This is a genomic window from Nitrogeniibacter aestuarii (assembly GCF_017309585.1).
Taxonomy (GTDB): Bacteria; Pseudomonadota; Gammaproteobacteria; order Burkholderiales; family Rhodocyclaceae; genus Nitrogeniibacter; species Nitrogeniibacter aestuarii.
Window position 1 is genome coordinate 1,896,469 of record NZ_CP071321.1, and the last position, 23,825, is coordinate 1,920,293.

A 23,825-nucleotide genomic window follows, 5' to 3' on the forward strand; every position below is an offset into this window, starting at 1 on the left:
CAACTGCCATGCCGGGCGTGCCAGAAAGATAAAAAATCAAACGAAACAATGAGTTGTGGTTTTGTATGTGAGCTTTCTTTCTGCCGATGTGCAGGGATTGAACACACGGGCGGTGCAGTTGTGTTCCGTATTGGAGCAAGTGGAGCAGGCGGAAATTCGAGACGGAAGAGATGCCAAGTATTTGATTTTTTGAGAAAAGAAAAACCCGCAGTTTGTGGCTGCGGGTTTTTCTTGTGCCGTGCCGGCAAATGTCAGGGATCATTCACCCGTCTGCGGATTTTCGATTTGGGTGTGGGGCCATCCGTTGTAATGTGCCATCTCGCCGGATGCCGTGATGAATGGCTGCTGCCACGTGAATCACGACCAGGGCAATCAGTCCATAGGCAAGCCACTGGTGAGTGGTGCTGAACAGGTGGTTGATCGCTTCATCCGGATATCCGAATTTCGGAATCTCGATACCGAAAAACTTGAGCGGGTACTTGGTGAAATTGACCGACGTCAGGCCTGCAAGCGGCACCAGAATCAGTAGCCCGTACAAGCCCAGATGGCCAAGACTCGCCAGACGATTCTCCTTGGGGCTGAGCGCCGGATTCGGCGGGGGTGGGGGGTGCCCGATTCGCCATCCGAGGCGCACAGCGATCAAGATGATGGCCAGCAGACCAAACGACTTGTGAATCCCAAACGCCCAGCCACGGTCAGGCCCCTTGGGCAGATCGGCCATCCACAGGCCCCATCCGATCAGGAAGAAAACAAGCAGCGCATGCAGCCAGTGGATTGCAATGGCGCCCGTGCCGTACCGGGGCTGCTTGCTCATTTGATTACGACACCCCAGGGACGCTCACCTACTGGGATCTCGCTCAGGGTTTTCAACTCGACCGCGTCCATGACGGTTACCGAATCCGAGCGGCCGTTGGCAACATAGACTTTCTTGCCGTCTGGCGTGATGGCCATGTTCCACGGGCGCTTGCCAACGGGCATCGTGCCGATGACCGTGTTGGTTGCGGTGTCGATCGCCATGACGGTGCGGTCCTTGCCGTTGGAGACAAAGACGCGTTTTCCATCGGGCGTGACGACAAGACCGTTAGAGAATTTGCCAGCCTTGATCGGCGTGATGACCGAGTGCGTTGCCACGTCGATTGCGTACACGGTATCGGCGAGCTCGCACGCTACGTAGGCACGACTGCCGTCGGGCACAAACGCGATACCCCGTGGGCGCTTGCCCACTGGAATGTGACCGATCTGTTCGCGCTTTTCGACGTCGATCACGTCAACTTGCTCAGCATCTTCGGCACTGGCGTAAATCCATTTGCCGTCCGGGCTGAACACTGCGTGCTCCGGATTCTCACCCTCGACCTTGATGTGCTTGAGCTGTTCACCCGTGGTGGTGTCGATGAGGACAATACTGTTGTCCTCTTCGACCGCAACGGCCGCATATTTGCCATCTGTCGACAGGCTGGCGCCTTCGGGGGAGTCGCCAACCTTCCAGCTGTGTTCCACCGACTCGGTCTCAAGGTTATAGACGATGAGCGCCTCGGTGGGCGTGTTGGTGATATAGAGGCGTTTGCCATCAGGCGACACCGCGATGCCGCGCGGCCGCTCACTGACCTTGAGGTTTTTGACGACCTTGTCGGTTGTGGTGTCCACCACGCTGACGGTTCCCGATACTTCGTTGGGCACGTAAGCCATGGGGGCTGCCAGCGCGAATCCTGAAAAAACGGCGGGCAACAGGGCGGCTGCGACATGCATCGCTTTCATTGTGGTGTCTCCTTGTCTTTTTGGTTCAGTCAGGGCGTACGGTGGGTCAGACCGTGAGCCTCGAAGATCTTCGACAGGGTACCGTCTCGCTGGATTTCCTGCATTGCGACGGACAGGGCTTGCTCCAGCGAATCATTTTCCGCCTTGACCGCCATGCCAAGGGGCCAGCCCTTGATTCGCAGCTCCGGCATTTCCACTGACGAGATCTCGTAGGTGCTCTGATTGCCCAAGGCGCTTTCGAGTTCCGCACGTGTGCCCATCACCGCCGCGACTTCACCGTTCTTCATGGCTTCGACGGCTTGGGAAACGTTGGGGAAGTGGGAGACGTTTTCGCGCAGGCGACCATTGAGAATGGAGAGCATGAAGTCGTCGCCGAGACTGGCAATTTCAACGCCGATCTTTTCGCGGGTGAAGACCTCGAGGGCACGCGCAGCGGAGCCGACCACGGGCGGGACGCGCTGCGGGTTGCGGGCGATGGCCATGGTCTCGAGATGGTACGGGCCAAAGATCTTGACCTGTTCGTTCCGGCTCGCCAGGTAGTTGTCCACCGGCACATGCAGCATGACATCGGCCGGACGAGTGCCCAGATAGTGCCCCTTCCAGACCATGTTGCGCAGATCGTCATTCATGTCTTCGTCGGCTGTGAAGCTGACGATATCGGCCTGCAGTCCCAGGCGCTTGGCCAGTTCCTTACCGATGGCAACGTCGACACCCTTGCCCTCATTGGAGTAGGGCGGGTAATCGTTGTAGACAGCGATGCGAAGACGACCCTCCTCTTGAGTCTGGGGCGCCTCGGCGGCGACCACGGAGGTGGCCGCACCGAGTACCAGACCCGCGCTCAGCAAGAGCGCGCGAAAGGTGGTCTTACTCTTCATGCACCGTCTCCAGGTAGGAGCGGATCGACCACATGGCTTCCTGCTGCAGGATGCCTTCGAACGGAGGCATGTAGACGCGGCCACCGCGGACAGAACCGTGACGGATGCGATTCAGGAAAATCTCGTCGCCCTCGTCACCGGCCGGCAGGTAACGCAGATCCGGAGCGATACCGCCCGAAATGGCCTCCAGGCCGTGACACCGGGCACAGTTCTGGTTGTAGGCAGAGGTGCCGATACGGATGGCCTCCTTGTCGCCACGGTACGGATTGGCAGTCAGCCATTCCTCGCCGATGGGTTTGAGCGTGGAGACATCGACCGCCTGCGGGGTCACGTCACCGTGAGCGGCAACCTGGGTCGCGCCCAGCGCCAGAGAGAAGACAGCCGCGCAGGTCGCGGCACGGGCAAACATCGCTTTGCGGAAGTTCAGGGTCACCTCGGTTACTCCTTTGTTTTATGAATTTCAGACATTTTCTGCGGGCTCGCACACCCGGGGGTTGTATCAACGAGCAACAGGCGTGCCAGTCGATCAATCAGGTTTGTCCTTGGGTAATAACGACCCGACGCTCGGTCAGGTTGACCGCCCATTCGTCGATCAGGTGTGATGATCTGCCTTTTTGGCAGACTTTTTGATACAGTTGCTGCTTGAGCGGGTGCTCAACTTTGGAGCAGGTGTGCTGTTTCAAAGCAGCGGGAACCATCCCATAAGAGGAGGAGACCGGCACGGCTTGGTCCGGCACGGTGTCCCGACGGAGGAGAAATGGAGCAGTCATCTGATTTGCGTCGCCTCGACCAGATCGAGCAGGCGCGTCGGTTGTTCTTTGAGCGCAATGACCGTCCTGAGACGCTGGTCGGTGCGGGCGTGCTCAGGTCGTGGGAGCGATGCCGCCGCACCGGACTGAGCGAAAAGGCGCAGTCTAGCATCGGCGATCCGGTCAGCGACAGCCATTTGCGGGAGTTGCGCGAGCGCAATCACCGCTTTCTCTCCCACGGGCTCGGTATCGTCGAGTCTCTCTATCAGCAGGTGCGTGACTCGGGCAGCGTTGTCCTGCTCGCAGACGCGACGGGCATGTTGCTTCACAGGGTCGGTGATACTGGTTTTGTAAATCGGGCCGATCGTGTGGCCCTGACGCCCGGCGCTTCGTGGGACGAGACCTTGAGAGGCACGAACGCCGTGGGTACGGCGATTGTCGACCAGACGCCCACCGAGATCTTCGGGTGCGAGCATTTCCTGCCGCAGAACGGCTTCCTGACCTGCAGTGCGTCTCCCGTTTTTGACCCGCATGGCGCACTGATGGGGGTGCTCGACATCTCTGGCGACTCCCGTCTCTATCAAAGTCACACCTTGGGGCTGGTACGGATGGGCGCGCAGTTGCTGGAGCGCAATCTGTTTGACGCCGAGTTTGCGTCTGACCTGCTTGTTTCCCTCTACTTGAACCCCGATCAGGTCGGGTGTGTTCAAGAGGCTGTGCTCGCGGTGTCCACCGACGGCCAGGTTCTGGGCGCCAGTCAGGCCTGCCTTGAACTGCTGGGTGTGGCGCGTAGCAATTTGTCCCAAGCCGACTTCAGTATGCTGTTCAAAACGCCGTTAGGTCAGTTGATCGACCGCGCCAACGGCAACCCGACTGCACTGATTGCACTCGAAACGCTGAGTGGCTCACGAATGTATGCACGAGTGAGGGGCAATTACTCAATGATTTCCAATGCTTCGCGTCGTAGTCGCGTCACCCAGGTCACGAGCGAAGAGTCCCCGCTGCAGAAGACGGCGTCCCTCAAGGTGGCCCCGGCCCCGGTGAGCGAGGCGTCCGGGCCTTTGACTCTTGAGGATTTGCGTACCGGTGATCTGCGAATGGGTCTGGCCATCGATCGCGCCATTCGAATCTCGGGCAAGGATATTCCGATCCTGATTCAGGGGGAATCCGGCGCCGGCAAAGAAGTGTTTGCCAAGGCGTTTCACTACAGCGGACCGCGTGCAGCTGGCGAGTTCGTGGCGCTCAACTGTGCCGCCATTCCTGAGAATCTCATTGAGTCGGAGTTGTTCGGCTACGTGGGCGGAGCTTTCACGGGGGCGCGCAAGGAAGGGGCGATCGGCAAGATTCAGCAAGCGCACGGCGGTACGCTGTTCCTTGACGAAATCGGAGATATGCCGCTGCATCTGCAGGCGCGCCTGCTGCGCGTGCTGCAGGAGCGCAGCGTGATTCCCGTGGGCGGAACCAAGCCCATTGCCGTGGATATTTCGCTCGTGTGCGCGACGCACCGAACGCTGAGATCCGAAATTGCCGCCGGACGATTCCGCGAGGATCTGTATTACCGGGTCAATGGCCTGACGGTAACCCTGCCGGCGCTGCGTGAGCGCAACGATCTGCAATCGCTCATTGAAACCCTGCTGCGCATCGAAGGGGAAGGGCGGGGGCTGACAGTGTCCGCGGCGGCCATGGATTGTTTCCGGGGGTATGACTGGCCTGGCAACATCCGGCAACTGCACAACACGCTGCGGCTTGCAGTGGCGCTGCTCGACGATGACGAAGCGGTCATAGGTGTCGAGCACCTGCCGGAGGAGCTCTTCTCTTTCGATCACTCTGAAATGCGCGAGCCGATGACGCAGCCAAGCTTGCGTCCGGCACCGATGCCGGGCGTGTCCGGGACGGGGATGGCGCGCCTGGCAGTGATCGAGCGCGAGGCAATCGACCAGGCCCTGGCCGCTTCCAACGGCAACATCTCCCAGGCTGCGCGTCGTCTGGGGATCAGTCGCAATACGCTCTATCGGAAACTCGGGCGCCTCTGACGATTGCCGGTGCGCCCGTCTGACTGCCTGTCCGTTACCATCGGGCAGGCAGTTTTCGTTTGAGCAGCATGTACTGGTGGTGGATTTCGATGTAGTCCCCTGCGACCAGTTCGCGCAGGATCCGGTTGACCATCTCGCGCGACGCGCCAACCAGATTCGCCAGATCCTGTTGGGTCATGCGCCGCCGAATGATGCGCATGTCACCTTCAGGTTCCGCCATTGAGTCGAAGACGCGCGAAATGCGACCGAAAACATCGATCAACGCGAGTGCCCGCACGTTGTCAGTCAGTTCGCGGATGCGGCCAACCAGATTGCGCATGATGATCTGCATGCACGCCGGGTTGGCGGTGATGACCTCATTGAAGTCTGCACGCGAAATCTGCAGCAAGGTGGTTTTTTCAACCGTGATGACCGATGCCGAGCGGGGCGCCTCGTCGAGCAGGGCCAGTTCACCGAAATAGTCTTCGGGCCCGAGGAGCGAGAGGGTGACTTCCTTGCCGTTTTCCTCTGTCACGAAGACCTTGAGCGCGCCGGTGTCGACAATGAACATGCCGTGGGCCTCGTCGCCCTCATTGACGACAATGGCGCCAGCTGGATAAACCCGCTGACGCATGTGTTGCGCCAGACTCTCGAGCTGGTCTTCGGGCAGTCCTTCGAAAAGTTCAATCTTGTCGAGCGTCATACTGAGCCTTGTATGATTACGGTATTGATTGGCAGGAGATTAGCGGTTTGAGCCGCCTTTGGAAACGTACCCTGTTACTGGTTGTATTGTCCGTGATCGGCGTCGGCGCGCTTTGGCTGACACCGCTGCAGGGCCTTGAACGTAGTACCGGCCTGACAGCCCTCTATGCATTTCGTGGTATCCGCACCCCTCCTGATTCAGTCGTCATTGTAGCCTTGGATGCCCGGTCTGCGCAGCAATTGGGCGTGCCGCGCCGGCCTGACCTCTGGCCCCGCCGATTACATGCGGCCATGATTGATGGCCTTTACGACAGCGGGGCTGTCGCAATCGGCTTTGATCTGCTGTTCGAGCAGGAAGGTGATCCGCAGGACGATCAGGCGTTGGCGAGCGCACTTCGGCGCGCTGGCAATGTCGTGCTGGCCGAGCGAGTGGTCAGGCATCTGATTCATGCGGAGGAAGGCGAGTTGCTGGCCGGCATGGATCGGCTCATCCGTCCGTTCGACCTTCTTGCGGAGGCGGCCTGGGTGACTGCGCCGTTTTTGTTACCCAAGACGCTCGATGGCGTTTTCGAATTCTGGACGTTTCCCACCGGCGCGGGTGGCAATCCGTCCATGCCGGTACGGCTCTATGAGCGCTGGGCGAGTCACCATGGCCACCAAAGCGATTATCCCGCCGGGGCAGGTGACCGGCTGGCGCTCAACTTGTATGGCCCGTTCGGTACCGTGCCGATCATCTCCTACGCCGATGCCCTCAAGCGTTTCTCGGCTGGAACGCGGCTGCCCGAGGTGGCAGACAAGGTGGTGCTGGTGGGGCTGGCCGAACCCAACCAGTCTCTCCAGTTCGATGCCTATCGCACGCCCTACAGTACGCCCGATGGTGTGGACATCAACGGCGTCGAACTGGCTGCGACGGCGATTGCCAACATGGCCGAAGGCAGCTCGCTGATTCGTCTTGCCGGGTCTTCCGCATTCATGCTGGTTTGCCTGTGGACCGCTTTTCTGGCTGTGATGTGGAGTGTCGCCCGTGCCGACGTTGCTGCCGTCGGCAGCGTCATTGGCGTTGCTGCCTACGGCGTCGCTGCGGTGGGTCTATTTACGGTGTTGTTCGTCTGGCCGCCGCTGATCTTCCCGATGCTGGTTGCACCGATTGTCGTTGCCGGTATCGGCATGGCCCTGAAGTACCGGTTTGCCCGCGGCCGCAAACGCAGACTTCAGCAACTGATTGGCAACGACGAGCGAGGTGGTGCGCTCTCAAGACTGGGACGAATGCTGGACACCCGTCCGGAAGGCCGGGTTGTGCGTGCCGTATGCCTGAGCAGCGATATTGCAGCTTATACCTCGCGGGCTGAGGGAATGTCGCCCTCAGATGCTCGTGACATGCTCAATCAATACTTGGCTGAGTTTTTGCCTATCGTGGAGTCGCACGGGGGGGATGTCACTGACCTCGTGGGCGATTCGTTGATGAGTCTCTGGGTGGTCGGGCACGACGAGGCGGGCGCGTGTCGCAGTGCCGTTGAGGCTGCGCTTCAGTTGAACGAGAAAATGAACCGGATCGGCGGCGAAGGGACCTTGCCCACCCGCTTCGGACTGCACCTGGGTGACGTGTTTTTCGGCGAGCTGGGGGTCGGTGAGCGTCTTGAAATCCGTCCTGTGGGTGATGTCGTCAATACGGCGAGCCGGGTGCAGAGTGCGTGTAAAACACTCGGCGTTAACATGCTGGCGTCTGAATTGGTGACCCGCTATCTCGATGCGGAGCGAGTCTGTGCGGTCGGGGCATTTCGTTTCAAGGGCAAATCTGAACCCGTGCCGCTATCGATGCTGGATCTGAGTGATTTGCCAGCTGAGCTCAAACATCGCTTCGAGGCCGCTCTGGCACTTTTTCTGGCGGAGCAGATCGAGGAGGCGAAGTCAGCGTTTGCGGCGATTTCGGACCAGTGGCCCAGCTATGTTCCAGCACACTTCTTTCTAAAGGCCTGTGTCGTACCGGCATTGCGTGATGGCGGGACGGTGGTGCTGACCCGGGCTTGATCCGGCCGCAAGTCGAAGCAGATGTGGAGCGTTTCACTTTGTGAGCGCGTCATAAGACATAGGTCCAATCCCGATCGCAATCGATACTGGGGCTGTAATCAACGGTACTCAGTGATCATGACCTGGAGGTTGCGATGTTGCCCGGACCCATGCACTTCACATTGAGAGGCATTCCCACTCCCCCCGTCGAGCGAGAGGAACGCAAATGCAACGAGCGATGCACGTCAGCTTCGGGTATTTTGCCCCCCGATACGCCCGATTCAGCCGGTAAAACGCACCACGGATGGATTGACATGCTGCTCGGCGACACCTCGCTGGATGATCTGTTCCGCGACGAGGACTAGCTGCGATTCGCTGGCGATTGTGATCAAGCGGTGCGTCATCTATCATGCGGCTCATTGAATGTCATGACATTGAGCTGATGCGTCCCCCTATCGCTATCGAATTTCAGGCGCGATGCGCCGGGCGGTCTGCCCGCCGTATTTTTGTATTCCTCGGTTTATACCTGACGAGTCAATTGGTGTTCGCTGAATGCAGCAATCCAGTGGCCACGATCGTATCGATGCAGGGCTCGGTCGAATACAGCGCCGCGGGCCGCACAGAATGGCATCCGGCGCGCGTGGGACAGGGGCTTTGTCCGGGCGAGCTGGTGACGGTGCGGCGATATGGCCGCGCCGCTGTGCAGTTCGATGGAGACGTGCTGACGCGACTAGACCAGTTCTCCACGCTCGAGATCGCGGCTACGCCGAGAGACGGTGATGTCGCCCTGGGGCTTCAGGAGGGGGTTGCCCACTTCATCAGTCGTCTCAAACGGAGGGTGGAGGTCATCACGCCGGTGGTTAACGCTCTGGTCGAAGGCACTGAATTCACGGTTGTTGCCACACGCGATGGTGGCAAAGTGGTCGTTGCCGAAGGGCATGTGGCGGTCGCCAATTCGGCAGGGCGTGTGCGTCTGACTGCTGGCCAGGCCGCGCAGGTCACGCCGGACGCCGCACCCGTGGCGAATCAGGTACAGCCACTGGATTCGGCGCGTTGGGCCATCTACTACCCGCTGGTTGCGTGGCCGCTGGATAAGGGTATCGAACAGTCGACCGCCTTCGCAGCGCAAGGAAAGTTCGAACAGGCGCTCGACCATATTCCCTCTGAATTGAATGAAGGCCTTGCGAGCTACCGCGCCAACCTCCTGCTCGGCATCGGTCGGTTTGACGAGGCTGCTGGCGTACTTGATGCGGCCGGCGAAAAGGCGCGCGACCCCCTGGCGGTCCGGGCCATCATGCAACTTGCTCAAGGGCAATTCGGGGCGGCACGCCAGAGTGCGGAAGCGATGGGGGGGGCGTCTGCCTCGAGCCTGCTGGCGCGCAGCTACGTCGAACAGTCGGAAGGGCGTCTGGATGCGGCGCTCGCCTCGGTCGAGCAGGCGATTGCCCTGGTGGACCGGAATCCTCTGGCCTGGGCGCGCAAGGCCGAACTCGAACTGACCCTCGCGGATGCCGACGCTGCCGAGACGAGCGCAAGCAAAGCCTTGTCTATCGCGCCGGGTACGGTGCACGCCAAAGCGTTGCTGGGCTTCGCGCGGCTGTTGGGCGACGAGCGCGAGCGGGCTCGCGCAGTGCTCCTTGAGGCCGTCGGCGCCAATCCAGCAGATCCGCTGGCACACTTCGCACTGGGCTTGCTCCATGTCCGTGAAGGCAATGACGTCGAAGGGCGCCGTGAGCTGGAGCTTGCCGTGCTGCTCGATCCATCGAACGTGGAGTATCGATCAGCGCTGGCCAGTGCCTACATGAGATCAGGCGACGATTATCGCGCCACCAATCAGCTCGCCTTGGCCGAGACGCTTGACCCGGCCTCACCTACGCCGAAATTTCTCAGCGCGCAACGCAAGTTGAGACAGGGTGACGTCATCGGTGCGATGAGCGATGGTGAAAGCGCGCTCGCGGCGAACGGAGCACGGCTGACTCTGCGAACGCCGGCCATGCTCGACAGTGACCAGGCTGCGCGGGGAGTCACGCTGGCGTCGTCCTACCTGACGGCGGGTTTCGATGCGACATTGACGTCGCTTGCGCGCGACGTGGTCGAGTCTGACCCGCAGAGCGCATCCGGCCACCGCATGATGGCGCGTGCCCTGACTCGCGACCGGCGCCTCGAAAACGCCCGGGTGAGCGAGCAGTTGCAGGGGTTTGCGTTCGGTAAGGTAGGCGATCCGATGATCATGCCAGAAGCGCTGATTCCCAGTCTGCCGGCACTGCAAGGCGCTCGTCTGTCATCTCTGCATGAAACCACAGCGCTTTTTGACGAGCGCCCCTATGCCTTTTCTGCCGGCGTGCTTACTGGCTCTCAGGAAACCTTTGCCAGCAGTGTGGCGGCCAGCATGACGGCGGATAGGTTTCAGGCTGGCATTGGTCACTTTGACTACAACAGTGACGGATTCAGCGAGGGAGGCAACGTTGACCTCGAAGCGACCCGAGCTGAGTTTCGTTGGCGTGCCAGTTCCGATCTGACCTTGTTTGCTGATCTGTTGCACGACAATCTGGCTGTCAAGGACGTGACGCAAGCGCTCTACACGATCAACGACGAAACTGCCTACGAAAGGCGTGGCGATTTGGTACGCGTCGGTTTCCGGTCACGGCTCCGTCACGATTCCCAGTTGACTGGGCTTGTCGCCAACGAATACGGCCACCGGTCAAACGAAGAGTCCAGATTTCCGCTGTTGGTCAATTTGCCGGGGATCTTTGTCGGTTCCACTCAATCATTCCTGCCCTTCGATGAAGTTGTTTCCCGGCGCGGCGGAGAATTGCGCCTTGACGGGGCTGCAAACGGTTTCAAGTACTTCGGCGGGGTCTCGTACTGGCATGGCAAGAACGATGGCGTTGGTAACCAGATATCCCGGACTCTGGGCGAAGGGCTGACGCCTATCCCGGTGTTCCCGTTTGTGATCTACGGCCCTATTGATAGAACAGACGAGCGGCCGTTCTCGCTGCGCGAGGATTTTGCCAGTGTTCGGGTTGCCGGGGGCGTCACCTTGCCTGTGGCTCATCGAACCGACATGGTTGCTCGGGCGGACTTCGTACGATTTGACAACGATCGGATCAAATGGGATCAGAGTGGTTCGGCCGAACTTGGCCGGCGCGACACGGATCGCATCTTGCCGAGTATCGGTTTGGTTTCCAGTGACTTTTTCGGCACAAATGTCCGAGCCGCTTTCATCCAGACTGTTGCCACGCCGACAGCCGGAAATCAATCACTCTTGCCGACTCAGTTTGCCGGTTTCGACGCTGTGTTCGATGACGTCCCGGGGACGCGCTCGCGCCGCTGGGCGTTGGGTGCCGATAAAGTGCTCTCAGGCGGTGTCCGGATCGGGGGGGAGTGGTCACTTCGCAAGCTGGATTTACCCGGTGAGATGTGCGGTATCGATGATTGTCTGACCCACTGGACTGAACGCCGCCATCGGCTTTTCGCTAGCTGGCCGATCACGGCCCGAGTTGGGGCTGAACTGGGCTGGGCCTATGATTCGCTGGCGCTTGATCGCAGCGACCAAGCCTCAGGCGGCACTTATCTGCCACTGTCGGCCAGAACCGAGACCTTGCCCGCCCGGATTTTTGTCCAGTGGTCCGACTCGGTCCGCACTCTGGCCGAAGTGGTTCGTGTGCGCCAGGATGTCAGCAACCTGAACGGCACCAGCACCGAGCGTCATCACGCGGGTTTCTGGGTGACCAACCTTAGGTTAGAGTACGGAAAGCCTGACGACCGGTGGGGATTCGGGCTGGATGTACGGAACCTGTTCGACCAGGACGCACTGATTCAGGATACGGATCTGGTGACCGGGGTCCCACGCACTCCGGCGTGGTATCCCGAACGCTCGATTTTCGTTTCCGGGCGACTTCGTTTCTGATTGAACCGGCTTCTGCAGGTAGTGACTCAGGGTAGGTAATAATCAGAAAAGGGGGTCTTGTGCGTAAGGTACTGGTGTTGTTGATTTCGTTCGTAGCACTTGTGATGGGTGGCTGCGCCACGATGGAACAGAGTGGATCGGAGCTTGGCCCGACATTGGGGGGCAGTGCTCACGGTGGCGGGGTTGCCTATCTCAACAATGGCGAGAAGCTCACGATTGACGCGCAAGGTGCCATTCAGGGGCGATGCCAGTTATGTCAGGATCGTGAAGGCGATCTGGCCAGTTGCAAGTCACTTGCCGCCTCCAAAGGCATCGAACTGTGCCCGGAAATGCTGAATATTTCCGTTCCGCGCGGCCCCTTGATGTGCCCCGTGGTCGCCGGCCCTCACGCGGGCAGCGACGTGCCATACGGCAGTGCTGGATATACCTGCTATCTCATTGGCGCCGCGCAGTGCATGTGCGTGGGATGACAAGGTCGCGCTTGGCGCGGATCGCTTTTGCGCGCCCATGAAAAAGCCGCCTCCCTCTCCTGGGCAGGCGGCTTTTTCGTTTGAGGTGGTGCTGCTTTAACGCTTGGTCTGTCCGGTCAGTTCGTCCATGAGCATCTGTTGTGCCGCTTTCCGAACGCCGCGTGGTGAGCGTCTGCGGTACTGGCCGTCGGGCAGCATTTCCCAGGCCATGCAGTTGTCGTTCAGATAGACGCGAAGGCCTTCCTTCATGACACGGCGCTTGAGCTTGGGGTCGAGCACCGGGAAGGCCACCTCAATGCGGCGGAAGAAATTGCGATCCATCCAGTCGGCGCTGGACAGATACATCTTTTCTTCACCATCGGCGTGGAAGAAGAAAATGCGATGGTGCTCAAGGAAGCGTCCGACAATCGATCGCACGCGGATATTCTCCGACAGGCCCTCGACGCCCGGGCGCAGGGCGCACGGGCCGCGCACGATCAGATCGATCTCGACACCGGCCTGCGATGCATCGTAGAGCGCTTCGATGACCTCGGACTCGAGCAGGGCATTCATCTTGGCCATGATGCGAGCCTTGCGCCCGGCACGGGCGTTTTCGGCTTCTGCCCTGATGTGGGCAACCACATTCGCGTGCAGTGCGAAAGGCGCCTGCCACAGATGGGTGAGGCGTGTGGACTTGCCGACCCCGGTAATCTGCTGGAAGAGTTCGGCCATGTCTTCGCCAATTGCTTCGTTGCAGGTCAGCAGTCCAAAATCAGTGTAGAACGCAGTCGTTCGCGGGTGATAGTTGCCTGTGCCCAGGTGGACGTAGCGACGCAGCTTGTCGTCGTCGCGACGGACCAGCATGAGCAGCTTGGCGTGGGTCTTGAAGCCGAACACGCCGTACACCACGTGTACGCCCACTTCCTCCAGCTTGGATGCCCAGTTGATGTTGGCCTCTTCATCAAAGCGCGCCATCAGTTCGAGCACAACGGTGACTTCCTTGCCTTTCTGGGCGGCGCGGATCAGGTGTTCCATGAGGATGGATTGGCTACCGGTGCGGTAGACCGTCATCTTGATGGCCAGTACTGCGGGGTCGTCGGCGGCGGCACGTAAAAGGTCGATCACCGGGGTGAAGCGCTGGAAGGGGTGGTGCAGCAGGATGTCGCGCTTGCGGATGGCCGAAAAAAGATCTTCCTTTTCACCATCGAGTTCGGCGGGCAGACCCGCCTTGTATGGCGTGAAGGTCAGGTCAGGGCGGTCGATGCGATCAGGTAGCTGCATCAGCCGAACCAGGTTGACGATGCCCGGCGTGCGGTAGATGTCACCTTCGGTCAGCCCGAAGTGGCGCATGAGGAAGCTGGCCATTGCGTCGGAGCAGTTGTCTGCCACTTCAAGGCGCACCGAATCGCCATAATGGCGCTGCTGCAATTCCCCCTTGAGGGCCGAACGCAGGTCGGTGACTTCTTCTTCATCCACGAACAGGTCGGAGTTGCGGGTCACGCGAAACTGATAGCAGCCCAGCACCGACATGCCGGGGAAGAGTTCGCCGACGTGGGCATGAACCACCGACGACAGAAAGATGAATCCATGGTCGACACCACTGATTTCACGCGGAATCGGAATGATGCGGGGCAGTGCGCGCGGCGCCTGCACGATGGCAGCACGCGTTTCGCGTCCGAAGGCGTCCTCGCCACTCAGTTCAACCGCAAAGTTCAGACTCTTGTTGAGCACACGCGGAAAGGGATGGGCTGGGTCGAGGCCGATCGGCGTCAGCACCGGTTCGACTTCCTGCTGGAAATAACGGGCGACCCACTGGCGTAATTCGGGTGACCAGCGATCACGGCGCAGCACCACGATGCTTTCATTTTCGAGGGCGGGCAGAATCTCGGCGTTGAGCAGTCGGTACTGCTCTTCGATGATCTCGTGAACGCTGGTGCTGATGGCGTCGAGCAGTTGTGCCGGGGTCAGGCCGTCTTCTGGATCGGGGGTCTTGATGCCCAGGCGGATGCGCTCTTTCACCCCCGCCACTCGCACCTCGAAGAACTCATCCAGGTTGCTCGAGACGATGCACAGGAAGCGCAGGCGCTCAAGCAAGGGGACATCGGCGTCCGCCGCCTGGGCCAGCACGCGACGCTGGAATTGCAGCAGGGACAGTTCCCGGTTGATGAAGGTGACGGCAGGTGCGTTCTCGGGGCTCATCGTGGTGTCGGTCATAAGCTCTTGTTCGGTGTTGAGTCGACGGGCCAGCGACCAGCGCGGACCAATTGTCATGCAATTAACCCCCCATTCTGGCACGGGAGTCTTACGGGTGCATGAATCGGCCCGGATGGCGTCCATCGTTGGCGTCGGGTGCTATCATCCGCCTCACGCTTGTCATCGCTCTAGCGGATCCATCGCAACATGCATAAAGAACTGGTCGCAGCAGTCGATCTGGGGTCAAACAGCTTCCGGCTTCAGGTCGGTCGTATCGTCAATGACCAGATTTATCCACTCGACGGGCTCAAGGAGCCCGTCAGGCTGGCGGCTGGGCTGGGTGAAGACAAATGTCTCGACGACGCCTCGCAGGGCAGGGCCTTGCTGGCCCTCGCGCGGTTTGGCGAACGTCTCTCTCAGTTTCAGCCTCATCGCGTTCGCGCGGTGGCAACCAATACCCTGCGGGTGGCCAAGAACGCGCCGGAGTTCATCGCCAAGGCCGAAGTGGCGCTGGGCTTTCCGATTGAAGTGATTGCCGGTCGGGAAGAGGCGCGGCTGATCTACGTGGGGGTGGCGCATACGCTGCCGGAACCCCATCGTCAGCAGTTGGTGGTCGATATCGGTGGTGGTTCCACCGAGTTCATCATCGGCAAATCGTTTCAGCCGCTGGAACTCGAATCGCTCTACATGGGTTGCGTGAGCTATACGCTTCGCTACTTTCCCAACGACCGGATCAAGAAGCGCGGTTTCGAAGACGCCCAGCTGGCAGCTCGCCGGGAGCTGGAAGCCATTGCCGACGGCTATCGTCGCCAGGGGTGGGAGCTGGCCGTGGGGTCGAGCGGTACGGCCAAATCGCTGCGCGACATTCTGGTGTCCAACGGCATGTCGGAGCGCGGCATCACCCGCAGCGGCCTTGAGGAACTCAAGCAGTTTCTGATTCGCAACGGTTCCCTCGACAAACTCGGTCTCAAGGGCATCAAGGCGGACCGCTTGCCGGTGCTGCCGGGTGGCCTGGCCATCATGATGTCCATCTTCGATGCCTTCGGGCTCGACGAGATGCAGTTTTCCGACGGCGCCCTGCGGCTGGGCGTGCTCTACGACCTGCTCGGGCGTTATCACCACCATGACCTGCGCGATGCAACCGCCGAGGCATTTGCCGATCGCTATCGGGTGGATCGCAAGCAAGCGAGTTTGGTCGCCGAAACGGCGCTGTACCTGCTCGAACAACTCGACGAGGCGACAAAGGATCCTGACAACCTGGATCGCCGATTTCTGCATTGGGCCGCCATCCTCCACGAAGTGGGAATTTCGGTCGCGCATTCGAGCTATCACAAGCACAGTGCGTACATTCTTGCCAATGCCGATATGCCGGGCTTCTCCCGCATGGACCAGGGGCGACTTGCCCGGCTGGTGCTGGGGCATCGGGGGAAACTGGCGCGCTTGTCCGATATCGATCCGGAAAGTCCTGACTGGCAATTGGTCGCCTGTCTTCGTCTCGCTGTGGTCTTTCACCGTGCTCGGACCGAGCGCTGCTGCCCGCCGATCGCCATCGAGCGCGTCGGTCACGGGTTCGCTCTGACGGCGGACGCGGACTGGCTCAACGAACTTCCGCTCACGGCGGCGGCGCTCAATGACGAGGTGGCACAGTGGAATGCCATCGGCCATCCATTGCAACTGACCGTCTCTGAACGGGGCAGTCAGGCAGGCTGAGCGCAAGGTCCATGGCACAACCCCGATTGCAACACGTTGATGGCTGCATGCAGGTGGCGGGGGAGTGGACACTGGCGGCATTGACGCCGCGCGTGGGCGAGCTGCGAAAAGCACTTGCCCGCAATCACGGCGGTTCATGGGATCTGTCCTCGCTGTCCCGGCTCGACAGTTTTGGCGCCATGTTGCTGTGGCGCGCCTGGGGGCATCAACTGCCCGTCGGCCTGGACATCCCGCCGGATCATCAAGGGCATTTTGACCGGCTGGCGCGCATCGGCCGCACACCAAGTGGCAAGCGGGCGGCGTTCGGTCCGGTGGATGCCCTGGCGGCGCTGGGCGTCGTCGTGCTTGGGCTGCTTGGACATGTCACCGATTTCCTTGCGCTGATCGGCCGGCTTGTCATCGACGTGGTGTATCTGATCGGCCGCCCGCGGGACTGGCCGCTCCGCGAGTTTTCCGCAAATCTGTTCAAGACCGGCGTGCGCGCGATGCCGGTCAGCGCGCTGGTGGGCTTTCTGATCGGCGTTGTGCTGTCCTATTTGTCGGCGCTGCAGCTCAAGGCCTTCGGCGCAGATATCTACATCGTCAATATTCTTGGCCTGGGCATCATTCGCGAACTGGGGCCGGTGCTGGTGTCGGTACTGGTGGCCGGGCGTTCGGGCTCTGCCATGACCGCACAGCTGGGCGTCATGCGGGTCACCGAGGAGATCGACGCACTCACGGTCATGGGCATTTCGCGATACGTGCGCCTGGTTCTGCCCAAGGTGATGGCCTTGAGTGTTGCCATGCCACTGCTGGTGCTCTGGACGGCCGGGGCGGCACTGCTGGGGGGCATGATCTCGGCAGAACTTCAGCTGGGGCTTGGCTACGCCTATTTCATCGAAGCGCTGCCCAAGGCCGTACCGCCCGAGAACCTTTACATTGCCTTGTCGAAAGGGACGGTTTTCGGCGTGCTCATCGCGCTGGTGGCCTGTCACTTCGGTCTGCGTGTCAAACCCAACACTGAGAGCCTGAGCGCCAATACCACGGCTTCGGTTGTCACCTCCATCACCACCGTGATTCTGGTTGATGCCGTCTTTGCCATTGCCACGAAGTCGATCGGGGTGCCGATTTGAGCGAGGCCGTCGTCAGCCTGCGTGCCCTGTCGACCCGGTTTGGCGACAACTGGGTGCATAAAGGTATCGATCTGGAAATTCCGCCGGGCGAGGTGGTGTCCCTGGTGGGCGGCTCGGGCAGTGGAAAGACCACCCTGCTGCGCCAGATGGTGGGTTTGCTTCAGCCGGCGGAAGGCGAGGTGCGGCTGTTTGGCGAGCCCTTGTTCGCCGGGTCGCGCGAAGAGCAGAAATTGCGTCGGCGACGGTTCGCCATGTGTTTTCAGCAAGGCGCGCTGTTCTCGGCTTTCAATGTGTTCGAGAACATCGCCTTTCCCCTGCGCGAAAGCCGGGTGGCGACCGAGGCCGAGATTCGCGAACTGGTGGCGCTCAAATTGCAGATGGTGGAGTTGCTGCCGGAGCACGCCGACCTGATGCCGGCCGAACTGTCGGGCGGGATGATCAAGCGGGTCGCGCTGGCCCGGGCGCTGTCGCTGGAGCCAGAGCTCTTGTTGCTGGACGAACCCACCGCCGGACTCGATCCGACGCGCAGTGCATCCTTCGTGGCGCTCATCAAGGATCTGCAGCGACAACTCGGGCTCACCGTCGTGCTGGTGACCCATGATCTGGATACGCTGGCGGCACTCTCGTCACGCGTGGCGGTCCTTGGCGAGAAGCGCATCCTCGCATTTGATACGCTGGAGGCTGTCATGCAGGTGCCGCATCCCTTCATCGAAGAATTCTTTCTCAGCGAACGCAGCGCCCGAGCCATCGCGCGCGGCCGAGAGATCTAAGCTATGGAAAATCGTGCCCACGCCATTCTGGCCGGCCTCTTTGTTGTACTCCTCAGTCTGGCAACCGCCGTGGCCTTGTGGTGGTTTTCGGGATCGCGTGAAGTCATGCGCGAAGTCGTGCTGGTCAGCCAGGGCAACGTGACCGGGCTCAATCTGCAGGCGGCGGTGCGGTTTCGCGGCATCGATGCCGGTCGGGTGGACGAGATCACCATCGACCCGGAAAACCCCCGCGACATCCTGGTGCGCATCAGTCTGCGTGAAGACTTGCCGTTGACGCGCGGCACGACCGCGTCGCTGGGCTATCAGGGAGTCACCGGGCTGGCCTTCGTTCAGCTCGAGGACCGGGGCGAGGACTTGCGCCCGCTCGATACGCCACCGGGCGAAGCCCCCCGGATTGCACTTGCGCCGAGTCTGTTTGATGAGCTGTCCGACGTGGCGGTCACGGCTTTGCAGCAGTTCAAAACGGTGGCTACTCAGATTCAGGACCTCTTTGCCGACGAAAATCTCGGTCGCATGGGGGACACCCTTAAGCGACTGGAGTCGGCGGCCCAGGGGATGGACGAGACCTTCACTGAAGCGCCGGAAGCCATCGCTGCGATCAAGCGCCTGTTCACGCCCGAGAATCAGGCCCGTTTCGCGTCGGTGATGGACAATCTCGACCGGACCAGCGGCGAGGTGGGCCCTGCCGTGGCGGAATTTCGCGCACTGCTGACAAAGCTGCGTGAAACCAGTGAGCACATCGACCAGGCAACGGTGGCGGCTGGCAACGACCTGCTCAACGGTTCTCTGCCGCGCCTGAACAGCATGATGAAGGAGCTCACCATCACTTCCAAGCGACTGACCCGTCTCATCGAGGAAGTGGATGCGGCGCCGCAGATGTTGTTGCTTGGCCGGGGCGAGCGCGCGCCGGGGCCGGGCGAGGAGGGCTTTGAACTTCCCGGCAGCACTCAGGAGAAGCGTTGATCATGAAGCGGTTTGGATGGTTGAGTGCGATCACACTGATCGCCGTCACTTCGATTAGCGGCTGCGGTTCGCTCGGCAGGCCTGAATCACCCCCGACGATATACGACATTGCGCCGCAGACGAATGCGATCAAACGGATCGAGGTGCCCATCACCGACGTGGATGTCGTTGCGCCTTCGTGGTTGTCCTCCTCGGCGATCCAGTACCGGCTCGATCCGGTCAGCACGCTTGAGCGACGTTTCTACGGCACGAGTCGCTGGGCCGGCATGCCGGCAGAAATGCTCGATGTGGTCTTCGGGCGCATCTTGCAGACACAACCGGCTGAAAACGGTTCGGGGTGTCGCCTTCGGGTCGATCTGGACGAATTCATTCAGCGTTTCGAGACGGTGAGTGACAGTGTCGGCCTCATCGAGATGCGAGCCAGCCTGCTGGCGCCGCGTACGGATGTGATCCTGGCGTTCGAGTCTTTCTACGCGAAGCGTCCTGCACCGTCCGCAGACGCGGCCGGGGGGGTGATTGCCCTGCGGGAAGGTGCGACGGCGCTGAGTCTCCAGTTGGCCGACTGGCTGGCGCATCTCGAAACCACGCCGGGTTCGCAAGCGAATATCATGGAGCGATGCGCGCGGTGACGCGCACGCCATCACTGAGGGAGAGAAGACATGACACGAAGTGACAGTCCTTACGCGAGTGGCCTGGCGCAGTGCGCAGCCAATTATGTGGCCTTGACGCCCTTGAGCTTTCTCGAACGCAGTGCCTATGTGTATCCGGACCGGCTTGCCGTTGTTCACGGTAAGCGTCGCTACACGTGGCGCGAGGTCGAGACGCGCGCGCGCAGACTGGCCGGGGCGCTCAAGGCACACGGGGTCGGTGCGGGCGACACCGTGGCTGTCGTGCTGAACAACACGCCCGAAATGTATGAAGCGCATTTCGGCGTGCCGGGCACGGGGGCTGTGCTCAACACCATCAACACACGACTGGACGCCGAGGCGATCGCCTTCATCCTCAATCATGGCGAAGCCAGGGTGCTGCTCACCGACCGTGAGTATTCGCGCACCATGGTCAAGGCCATCGAGATGGCCGGGCGCACCGACATGCTGGTGATCGATATCGACGATCCGGAATATACCGGGCCGGGTGATCGCGTTGGCAGTCTCGAGTACGAGGCCTTCATCGCGGAAGGCAATCCGGAAACGCCATTCGACATGCCCAAGGACGAGTGGGACCCGATCTCGCTCAATTACACCTCGGGCACCACCGGCAACCCGAAAGGCGTGGTCTATCACCACCGCGGCGCTTACCTCAACGCGATGTCCAACATCATCTCCTGGGGTATGCCGCCGCATTCCGTGTATCTGTGGACCTTGCCGATGTTCCATTGCAACGGCTGGTGTTTCCCGTGGACCATGGCGGCCAACGCGGGCATCAATGTGTGCCTGCGACGGGTCGACCCACGTCTCATCTTCGATGCGATCCGGACGGAAAAGGTCACCCATTATTGCGGCGCGCCCATCGTCCACTCCATGCTCGCCAATGCACCGGCCGAATGGCGTGAGGGCATCGATCACAAGGTCTCCGGCCTGGTTGCCGCCGCGCCGCCCCCGGCTGCCGTGATCGAAGGCATGGCCAGGATCGGTTTCGACATCACCCATGTCTATGGCCTGACTGAAACCTATGGCCCGGCGTCCGTGTGCGCCAAGCATGACCATTGGGCCGACCTGCCGGTGGCCGAGCAGGTGGCACTCAACGGTCGCCAGGGCGTGCGCTATCACGCCCAGGAGGGCATCACGGTGATGGATCCTCAGACCATGGAAGAAGTGCCGCGGGACGGCGAGACCATGGGCGAGATCATGTTCCGCGGCAATATCGTCATGAAGGGCTATCTCAAGAACGAAAAAGCCACTGAAGAGGCCTTCCGCGGCGGCTGGTACCACACCGGCGATCTTGCCGTGATGCAGCCGGACGGCTACGTCAAGATCAAGGACCGTTCCAAGGACGTCATCATCTCGGGGGGTGAGAACATTTCGTCCATCGAGGTCGAGGACGCGCTCTACAAACACCCGGCCGTGATGGCCGCCGCCGTGGTGGCTGCGCCGGATCCCAAGTGGGGCGAAATCCCGGCTGCGTTCATCGAAGTGCGTGAGGGCGCTTCTGTGACCGAGGAAGAAATCCGCGAGCATTGCCGGGCCCATCTGGCGGGCTTCAAGCAGCCCAAGATCATCACCTTCTGTGAGGTGCCCAAGACATCCACCGGGAAGATCCAGAAGTTCGTGTTGCGCGAGCGCATGAAATCGACCGGCGCGATCGAGTAAGCACCAGAACCACTCATGCCGGGGCGCAGAAACGCTCCGGCGAACCATTCAATGCGACAAAGATCGCTGAGGAGAGGAGAGAACCATGTCGGATTCGATCGAACCGATGGTGTTGCGCAACGACCGTGACGGTGTTGCCCACCTGATCCTGAACCGCCCGGCTCAATTCAACGCCCTGTCGGATGCCATGCTCGGCGCACTTATCGAGCAGCTTGAAGTGATCGGGGCGGATGAGTCCGTGCGCGTTGTCGTGATCGGCGGGGCCGGCAAGGCCTTCTGTGCCGGCCACGATCTGAAGGAAATGCGTGGCAACCACACCCTGGACTTTCAGCAGGCGTTGTTCCGCAAATGCGGCAAGCTCATGATGAAGATCCAGAAGCTGCCACAGCCGGTGATCGCGCGTATTCACGGGATTGCCACCGCAGCCGGTTGCCAGTTGGTGTCCATGTGCGATCTGGCCGTGGCGGCTGATGTGTCACGCTATGCGGTTTCGGGCATCAATGTGGGCCTGTTCTGTGCCACGCCTGCCGTCGGGCTGTCGCGCAACATGGGCCGCAAGGAAGCCTTCGAGATGCTGGTCACCGGCGATTTCATCGACGCGGCCGAGGCGCAGCGTCGCGGATTGGTGAACCGGGTCGTTCCGCTCGATCAGCTCGATGATGAGCTCGGCAAGCTGACGGCCTCCATCTGCGCCAAGACACCGGTCGCAGTGCGCATGGGCAAGCAGTTGTTCTATCAGCAACTTGAAACCGGCATCGAGGCGGCGTACCAGATGGCCTCCGAGACCATGGCCTGCAACATGATGACCGAGGACGCGGCCGAGGGGATCGACGCCTTCATCGCCAAGCGCCCGCCCCAGTGGAAAGGGCGCTGAAATCTGATCGATGCTGATCGACACCCACTGTCATCTGGACGCCGCCGAGTTTGCGTTTGATCGCTCTTTGGTGATCGCGCGGGCGAGAGCGGCGGGTGTCGAAGGCTTTGTTGTGCCGGCGGTGACTGCAGCAGGCTTTGATGGGCTCAACACGCTTGCCGACATGACCCCGGGCGTGGCCCGAGCGTTCGGCCTGCACCCGATGTTCATCGGCTCGGCGTGCCCAGACGATCTCGACTGCCTCGAACGGCAACTCCAGCGAAATGATGTGGTGGCCGTGGGTGAAATCGGTCTCGATGGCTTTGTGCCTGAGCCCGACATGTCACGCCAGCAGACCTGGTTCGAGGATCAGCTGCAGCTGGCGAAGCGTCATGACTTGCCGGTGATTCTTCACGTCAGAAAGGCCGTCGCGCCCATCATCGAAGCGCTCAAGCGGGTCGGCGTGTCGGGCGGGATCGCCCATGCCTTCAACGGATCGCGCCAGCAGGCGGATCAACTCACTGCGCTGGGTTTCAAGCTGGGGTTCGGCGGTACGGTCACCTTCGAAGGTTCACGCCGGATTCGGGCGCTTGCCGCTGAATTGCCCCTCGATGCCATCGTGCTCGAAACGGATGCGCCGGACATCCCCCCCGCCTGGGATCGTGGAGGGCGCAACGAGCCCGCCAATGTTGCCCGGGTGGCGAGCGAGATTGCCCGGCTCAGAGGGCTCGATGTCGCAACGGTGATCGCGGCCACCGGGCGAAATGCCCTGGCCGTGCTGCCGCGTCTAGGCGACGTGCTCGCGGCGGGTTGAAGCGGAGCGGGCGATCAGGTCCGCAATGTCGCGCTTGAGCGTGTCGAGGTCGGGTGAAAACTGGTCGCAAAACATCAGCGAAACGCCGAATACATACGCATAGAGCAGCATGCTGCGACTCGACGCTTCTGCCATTGGCACACCGCAGGCCAGGAACAGCGCACGGGCGCAATCGAGGCGCTTGGTATCCACCTCTTCAACGACCGCCGCCGCCAGGGCGTCGCGTTTGGCCCAATCCCTGACCGCAAGCTCGATCATGATGCCCCGCCGGCTGCGACTGGTGCTGTAGACATCGATCACGTGGTGAATCTGCGCCAACTCATTGCCGGGCTCGGCCGTGGTCTGTTTGACGATGTCGCGGATGCGGCCATCTTTCCAGTGGTTCAGCACGGCGTCGAGCAGATCGCGCCGGTCCTTGAAGTGCCAGTAGAAGCTGCCCTTGGTGACTTTGAGGTGCTTGGCGAGCAGCTCGACACGCAAGCCGGTGACGCCTTCCTTGGCCAGCAGCTCGATCGCTGAATCCACCCACGCCTGACGGTCGAGCTGGGTACGCGGCTTGGTCGAAGTTTTTTCCATACGCAACAGTATTGACAAAAATTGGCTCCATACGCTACCGTACGGTCGCTGATTGGGAAACAGCCG

The 23,825-nt window shown here is 60.9% G+C and carries 20 protein-coding genes; 12 read left to right on the top strand and 8 right to left on the bottom strand.

All coding sequences use genetic code 11. From position 1 onward, the window contains the following. Positions 1-262: 262 nt before the first annotated feature. From J0W34_RS08775 to J0W34_RS08795, 5 genes are all read right to left on the bottom strand, one after another. Positions 263-814 (bottom strand): cytochrome b, encoded by a 552-nt coding sequence (locus J0W34_RS08775; protein ID WP_230971405.1) that lies wholly within the window; start codon positions 812-814, stop codon positions 263-265. Further along, positions 811-1,686 carry a beta-propeller fold lactonase family protein gene (locus J0W34_RS08780; RefSeq protein ID WP_230971406.1) on the bottom strand — a complete coding sequence of 292 codons (876 nt, stop codon included), beginning with the start codon at positions 1,684-1,686 and terminating at the stop codon, positions 811-813. The genes J0W34_RS08775 and J0W34_RS08780 overlap by 4 nt, the downstream gene beginning before the upstream one ends. A gap of 98 nt (positions 1,687-1,784) precedes the next feature. Beyond that, positions 1,785-2,630 carry a substrate-binding periplasmic protein gene (locus J0W34_RS08785; protein ID WP_230971407.1) on the bottom strand — a complete coding sequence of 282 codons (846 nt, stop codon included), beginning with the start codon at positions 2,628-2,630 and terminating at the stop codon, positions 1,785-1,787. Continuing rightward, positions 2,620-3,039: a cytochrome c-550 PedF gene (gene pedF / locus J0W34_RS08790; protein ID WP_227815110.1), complete on the bottom strand. Its 420-nt coding sequence runs from the start codon at positions 3,037-3,039 to the stop codon at positions 2,620-2,622. Before pedF ends, J0W34_RS08785 begins: the two co-directional genes overlap by 11 nt. A gap of 121 nt (positions 3,040-3,160) precedes the next feature. After that, positions 3,161-3,400, bottom strand: coding sequence for a hypothetical protein (locus J0W34_RS08795; RefSeq protein WP_230971408.1), 240 nt, complete (start codon positions 3,398-3,400; stop codon positions 3,161-3,163). Here J0W34_RS08795 and J0W34_RS08800 point away from each other — a divergent pair. After that, positions 3,388-5,412, top strand: a complete 2,025-nt coding sequence (locus J0W34_RS08800; RefSeq protein ID WP_230971409.1) for a sigma-54-dependent Fis family transcriptional regulator — start codon at positions 3,388-3,390, stop codon at positions 5,410-5,412. The two genes, J0W34_RS08795 and J0W34_RS08800, sit on opposite strands and share 13 nt — an antisense overlap. A gap of 34 nt (positions 5,413-5,446) precedes the next feature. Here the strand turns inward: J0W34_RS08800 and J0W34_RS08805 are convergent, their stop codons facing one another. Continuing rightward, complete coding sequence (locus J0W34_RS08805; RefSeq protein ID WP_227814893.1) at positions 5,447-6,094, bottom strand: Crp/Fnr family transcriptional regulator; 648 nt, start codon at positions 6,092-6,094, stop codon at positions 5,447-5,449. Between the two features lie 8 nt (positions 6,095-6,102). Here J0W34_RS08805 and J0W34_RS08810 point away from each other — a divergent pair, with 8 nt between their 5' ends. From J0W34_RS08810 to J0W34_RS08820, 3 genes are all read left to right on the top strand, one after another. Next, positions 6,103-8,121 (top strand): CHASE2 domain-containing protein, encoded by a 2,019-nt coding sequence (locus tag J0W34_RS08810; protein WP_230971410.1) that lies wholly within the window; start codon positions 6,103-6,105, stop codon positions 8,119-8,121. 388 nt (positions 8,122-8,509) lie between these two features. Further along, on the top strand, positions 8,510-12,010 hold the full coding sequence (locus J0W34_RS08815) for a FecR domain-containing protein (RefSeq protein ID WP_230971411.1): 3,501 nt from the start codon (positions 8,510-8,512) through the stop codon (positions 12,008-12,010). A 122-nt stretch (positions 12,011-12,132) separates the two neighbouring features. Continuing rightward, positions 12,133-12,480, top strand: a complete 348-nt coding sequence (locus J0W34_RS08820; protein ID WP_230971412.1) for a hypothetical protein — start codon at positions 12,133-12,135, stop codon at positions 12,478-12,480. Between the two features lie 96 nt (positions 12,481-12,576). On the opposite strand, the gene ppk1 is transcribed toward J0W34_RS08820, so the two are convergent. Next, entirely contained in the window at positions 12,577-14,673 is a 2,097-nt protein-coding gene (ppk1, locus tag J0W34_RS08825) for a polyphosphate kinase 1 (protein WP_269144646.1), read from the bottom strand. 186 nt (positions 14,674-14,859) lie between these two features. Between ppk1 and ppx the strand changes: the two genes are divergently transcribed. From ppx to J0W34_RS08865, 8 genes are all read left to right on the top strand, one after another. Then, the gene (gene ppx, locus J0W34_RS08830) at positions 14,860-16,362 is read left to right on the top strand and encodes an exopolyphosphatase (RefSeq protein WP_227814889.1); all 1,503 of its coding nucleotides are present in this window, start codon (positions 14,860-14,862) and stop codon (positions 16,360-16,362) included. 11 nt (positions 16,363-16,373) lie between these two features. Next, positions 16,374-17,474, top strand: coding sequence for an ABC transporter permease (locus J0W34_RS08835; protein WP_230971413.1), 1,101 nt, complete (start codon positions 16,374-16,376; stop codon positions 17,472-17,474). After that, positions 17,471-18,244, top strand: coding sequence for an ABC transporter ATP-binding protein (locus J0W34_RS08840; protein ID WP_227814887.1), 774 nt, complete (start codon positions 17,471-17,473; stop codon positions 18,242-18,244). Before J0W34_RS08835 ends, J0W34_RS08840 begins: the two co-directional genes overlap by 4 nt. Positions 18,245-18,247: 3 nt before the next feature. Continuing rightward, positions 18,248-19,207 carry an MlaD family protein gene (locus tag J0W34_RS08845; RefSeq protein WP_230971414.1) on the top strand — a complete coding sequence of 320 codons (960 nt, stop codon included), beginning with the start codon at positions 18,248-18,250 and terminating at the stop codon, positions 19,205-19,207. Between the two features lie 2 nt (positions 19,208-19,209). Then, positions 19,210-19,836: an ABC-type transport auxiliary lipoprotein family protein gene (locus J0W34_RS08850; protein ID WP_227814885.1), complete on the top strand. Its 627-nt coding sequence runs from the start codon at positions 19,210-19,212 to the stop codon at positions 19,834-19,836. A 30-nt stretch (positions 19,837-19,866) separates the two neighbouring features. Next, positions 19,867-21,516 carry an acyl-CoA synthetase gene (locus J0W34_RS08855; protein ID WP_227814884.1) on the top strand — a complete coding sequence of 550 codons (1,650 nt, stop codon included), beginning with the start codon at positions 19,867-19,869 and terminating at the stop codon, positions 21,514-21,516. Positions 21,517-21,601: 85 nt separating this feature from the next. After that, positions 21,602-22,390: an enoyl-CoA hydratase gene (locus J0W34_RS08860; RefSeq protein ID WP_230971415.1), complete on the top strand. Its 789-nt coding sequence runs from the start codon at positions 21,602-21,604 to the stop codon at positions 22,388-22,390. A gap of 10 nt (positions 22,391-22,400) precedes the next feature. After that, positions 22,401-23,183: a TatD family hydrolase gene (locus tag J0W34_RS08865; RefSeq protein ID WP_230971416.1), complete on the top strand. Its 783-nt coding sequence runs from the start codon at positions 22,401-22,403 to the stop codon at positions 23,181-23,183. Here the strand turns inward: J0W34_RS08865 and J0W34_RS08870 are convergent. Then, entirely contained in the window at positions 23,157-23,759 is a 603-nt protein-coding gene (locus tag J0W34_RS08870) for a TetR/AcrR family transcriptional regulator (RefSeq protein WP_227814881.1), read from the bottom strand. The two genes, J0W34_RS08865 and J0W34_RS08870, sit on opposite strands and share 27 nt — an antisense overlap. Between the last annotated feature and the right edge of the window lie 66 nt (positions 23,760-23,825).

Excerpts from the sequence above, each read along its gene's own strand:
- J0W34_RS08820 (WP_230971412.1), top strand. The coding sequence starts at position 12,133 with ATGGAACAGAGTGGATCGGAGCTTGGCCCGACATTGGGGGGCAGTGCT.
- J0W34_RS08870 (WP_227814881.1), bottom strand. The coding sequence starts at position 23,759 with ATGGAAAAAACTTCGACCAAGCCGCGTACCCAGCTCGACCGTCAGGCG.
- J0W34_RS08865 (WP_230971416.1), top strand. The coding sequence starts at position 22,401 with ATGCTGATCGACACCCACTGTCATCTGGACGCCGCCGAGTTTGCGTTT.
- pedF (WP_227815110.1), bottom strand. The coding sequence starts at position 3,039 with ATGTTTGCCCGTGCCGCGACCTGCGCGGCTGTCTTCTCTCTGGCGCTG.
- J0W34_RS08835 (WP_230971413.1), top strand. The coding sequence starts at position 16,374 with ATGGCACAACCCCGATTGCAACACGTTGATGGCTGCATGCAGGTGGCG.
- J0W34_RS08780 (WP_230971406.1), bottom strand. The coding sequence starts at position 1,686 with ATGGCTTACGTGCCCAACGAAGTATCGGGAACCGTCAGCGTGGTGGAC.
- J0W34_RS08805 (WP_227814893.1), bottom strand. The coding sequence starts at position 6,094 with ATGACGCTCGACAAGATTGAACTTTTCGAAGGACTGCCCGAAGACCAG.
- J0W34_RS08785 (WP_230971407.1), bottom strand. The coding sequence starts at position 2,630 with ATGAAGAGTAAGACCACCTTTCGCGCGCTCTTGCTGAGCGCGGGTCTG.
- J0W34_RS08775 (WP_230971405.1), bottom strand. The coding sequence starts at position 814 with ATGAGCAAGCAGCCCCGGTACGGCACGGGCGCCATTGCAATCCACTGG.
- J0W34_RS08855 (WP_227814884.1), top strand. The coding sequence starts at position 19,867 with ATGACACGAAGTGACAGTCCTTACGCGAGTGGCCTGGCGCAGTGCGCA.
- J0W34_RS08845 (WP_230971414.1), top strand. The coding sequence starts at position 18,248 with ATGGAAAATCGTGCCCACGCCATTCTGGCCGGCCTCTTTGTTGTACTC.
- J0W34_RS08795 (WP_230971408.1), bottom strand. The coding sequence starts at position 3,400 with ATGACTGCTCCATTTCTCCTCCGTCGGGACACCGTGCCGGACCAAGCC.
- J0W34_RS08860 (WP_230971415.1), top strand. The coding sequence starts at position 21,602 with ATGTCGGATTCGATCGAACCGATGGTGTTGCGCAACGACCGTGACGGT.
- J0W34_RS08800 (WP_230971409.1), top strand. The coding sequence starts at position 3,388 with ATGGAGCAGTCATCTGATTTGCGTCGCCTCGACCAGATCGAGCAGGCG.
- J0W34_RS08850 (WP_227814885.1), top strand. The coding sequence starts at position 19,210 with ATGAAGCGGTTTGGATGGTTGAGTGCGATCACACTGATCGCCGTCACT.
- ppx (WP_227814889.1), top strand. The coding sequence starts at position 14,860 with ATGCATAAAGAACTGGTCGCAGCAGTCGATCTGGGGTCAAACAGCTTC.
- ppk1 (WP_269144646.1), bottom strand. The coding sequence starts at position 14,673 with ATGACCGACACCACGATGAGCCCCGAGAACGCACCTGCCGTCACCTTC.
- J0W34_RS08815 (WP_230971411.1), top strand. The coding sequence starts at position 8,510 with ATGCGGCTCATTGAATGTCATGACATTGAGCTGATGCGTCCCCCTATC.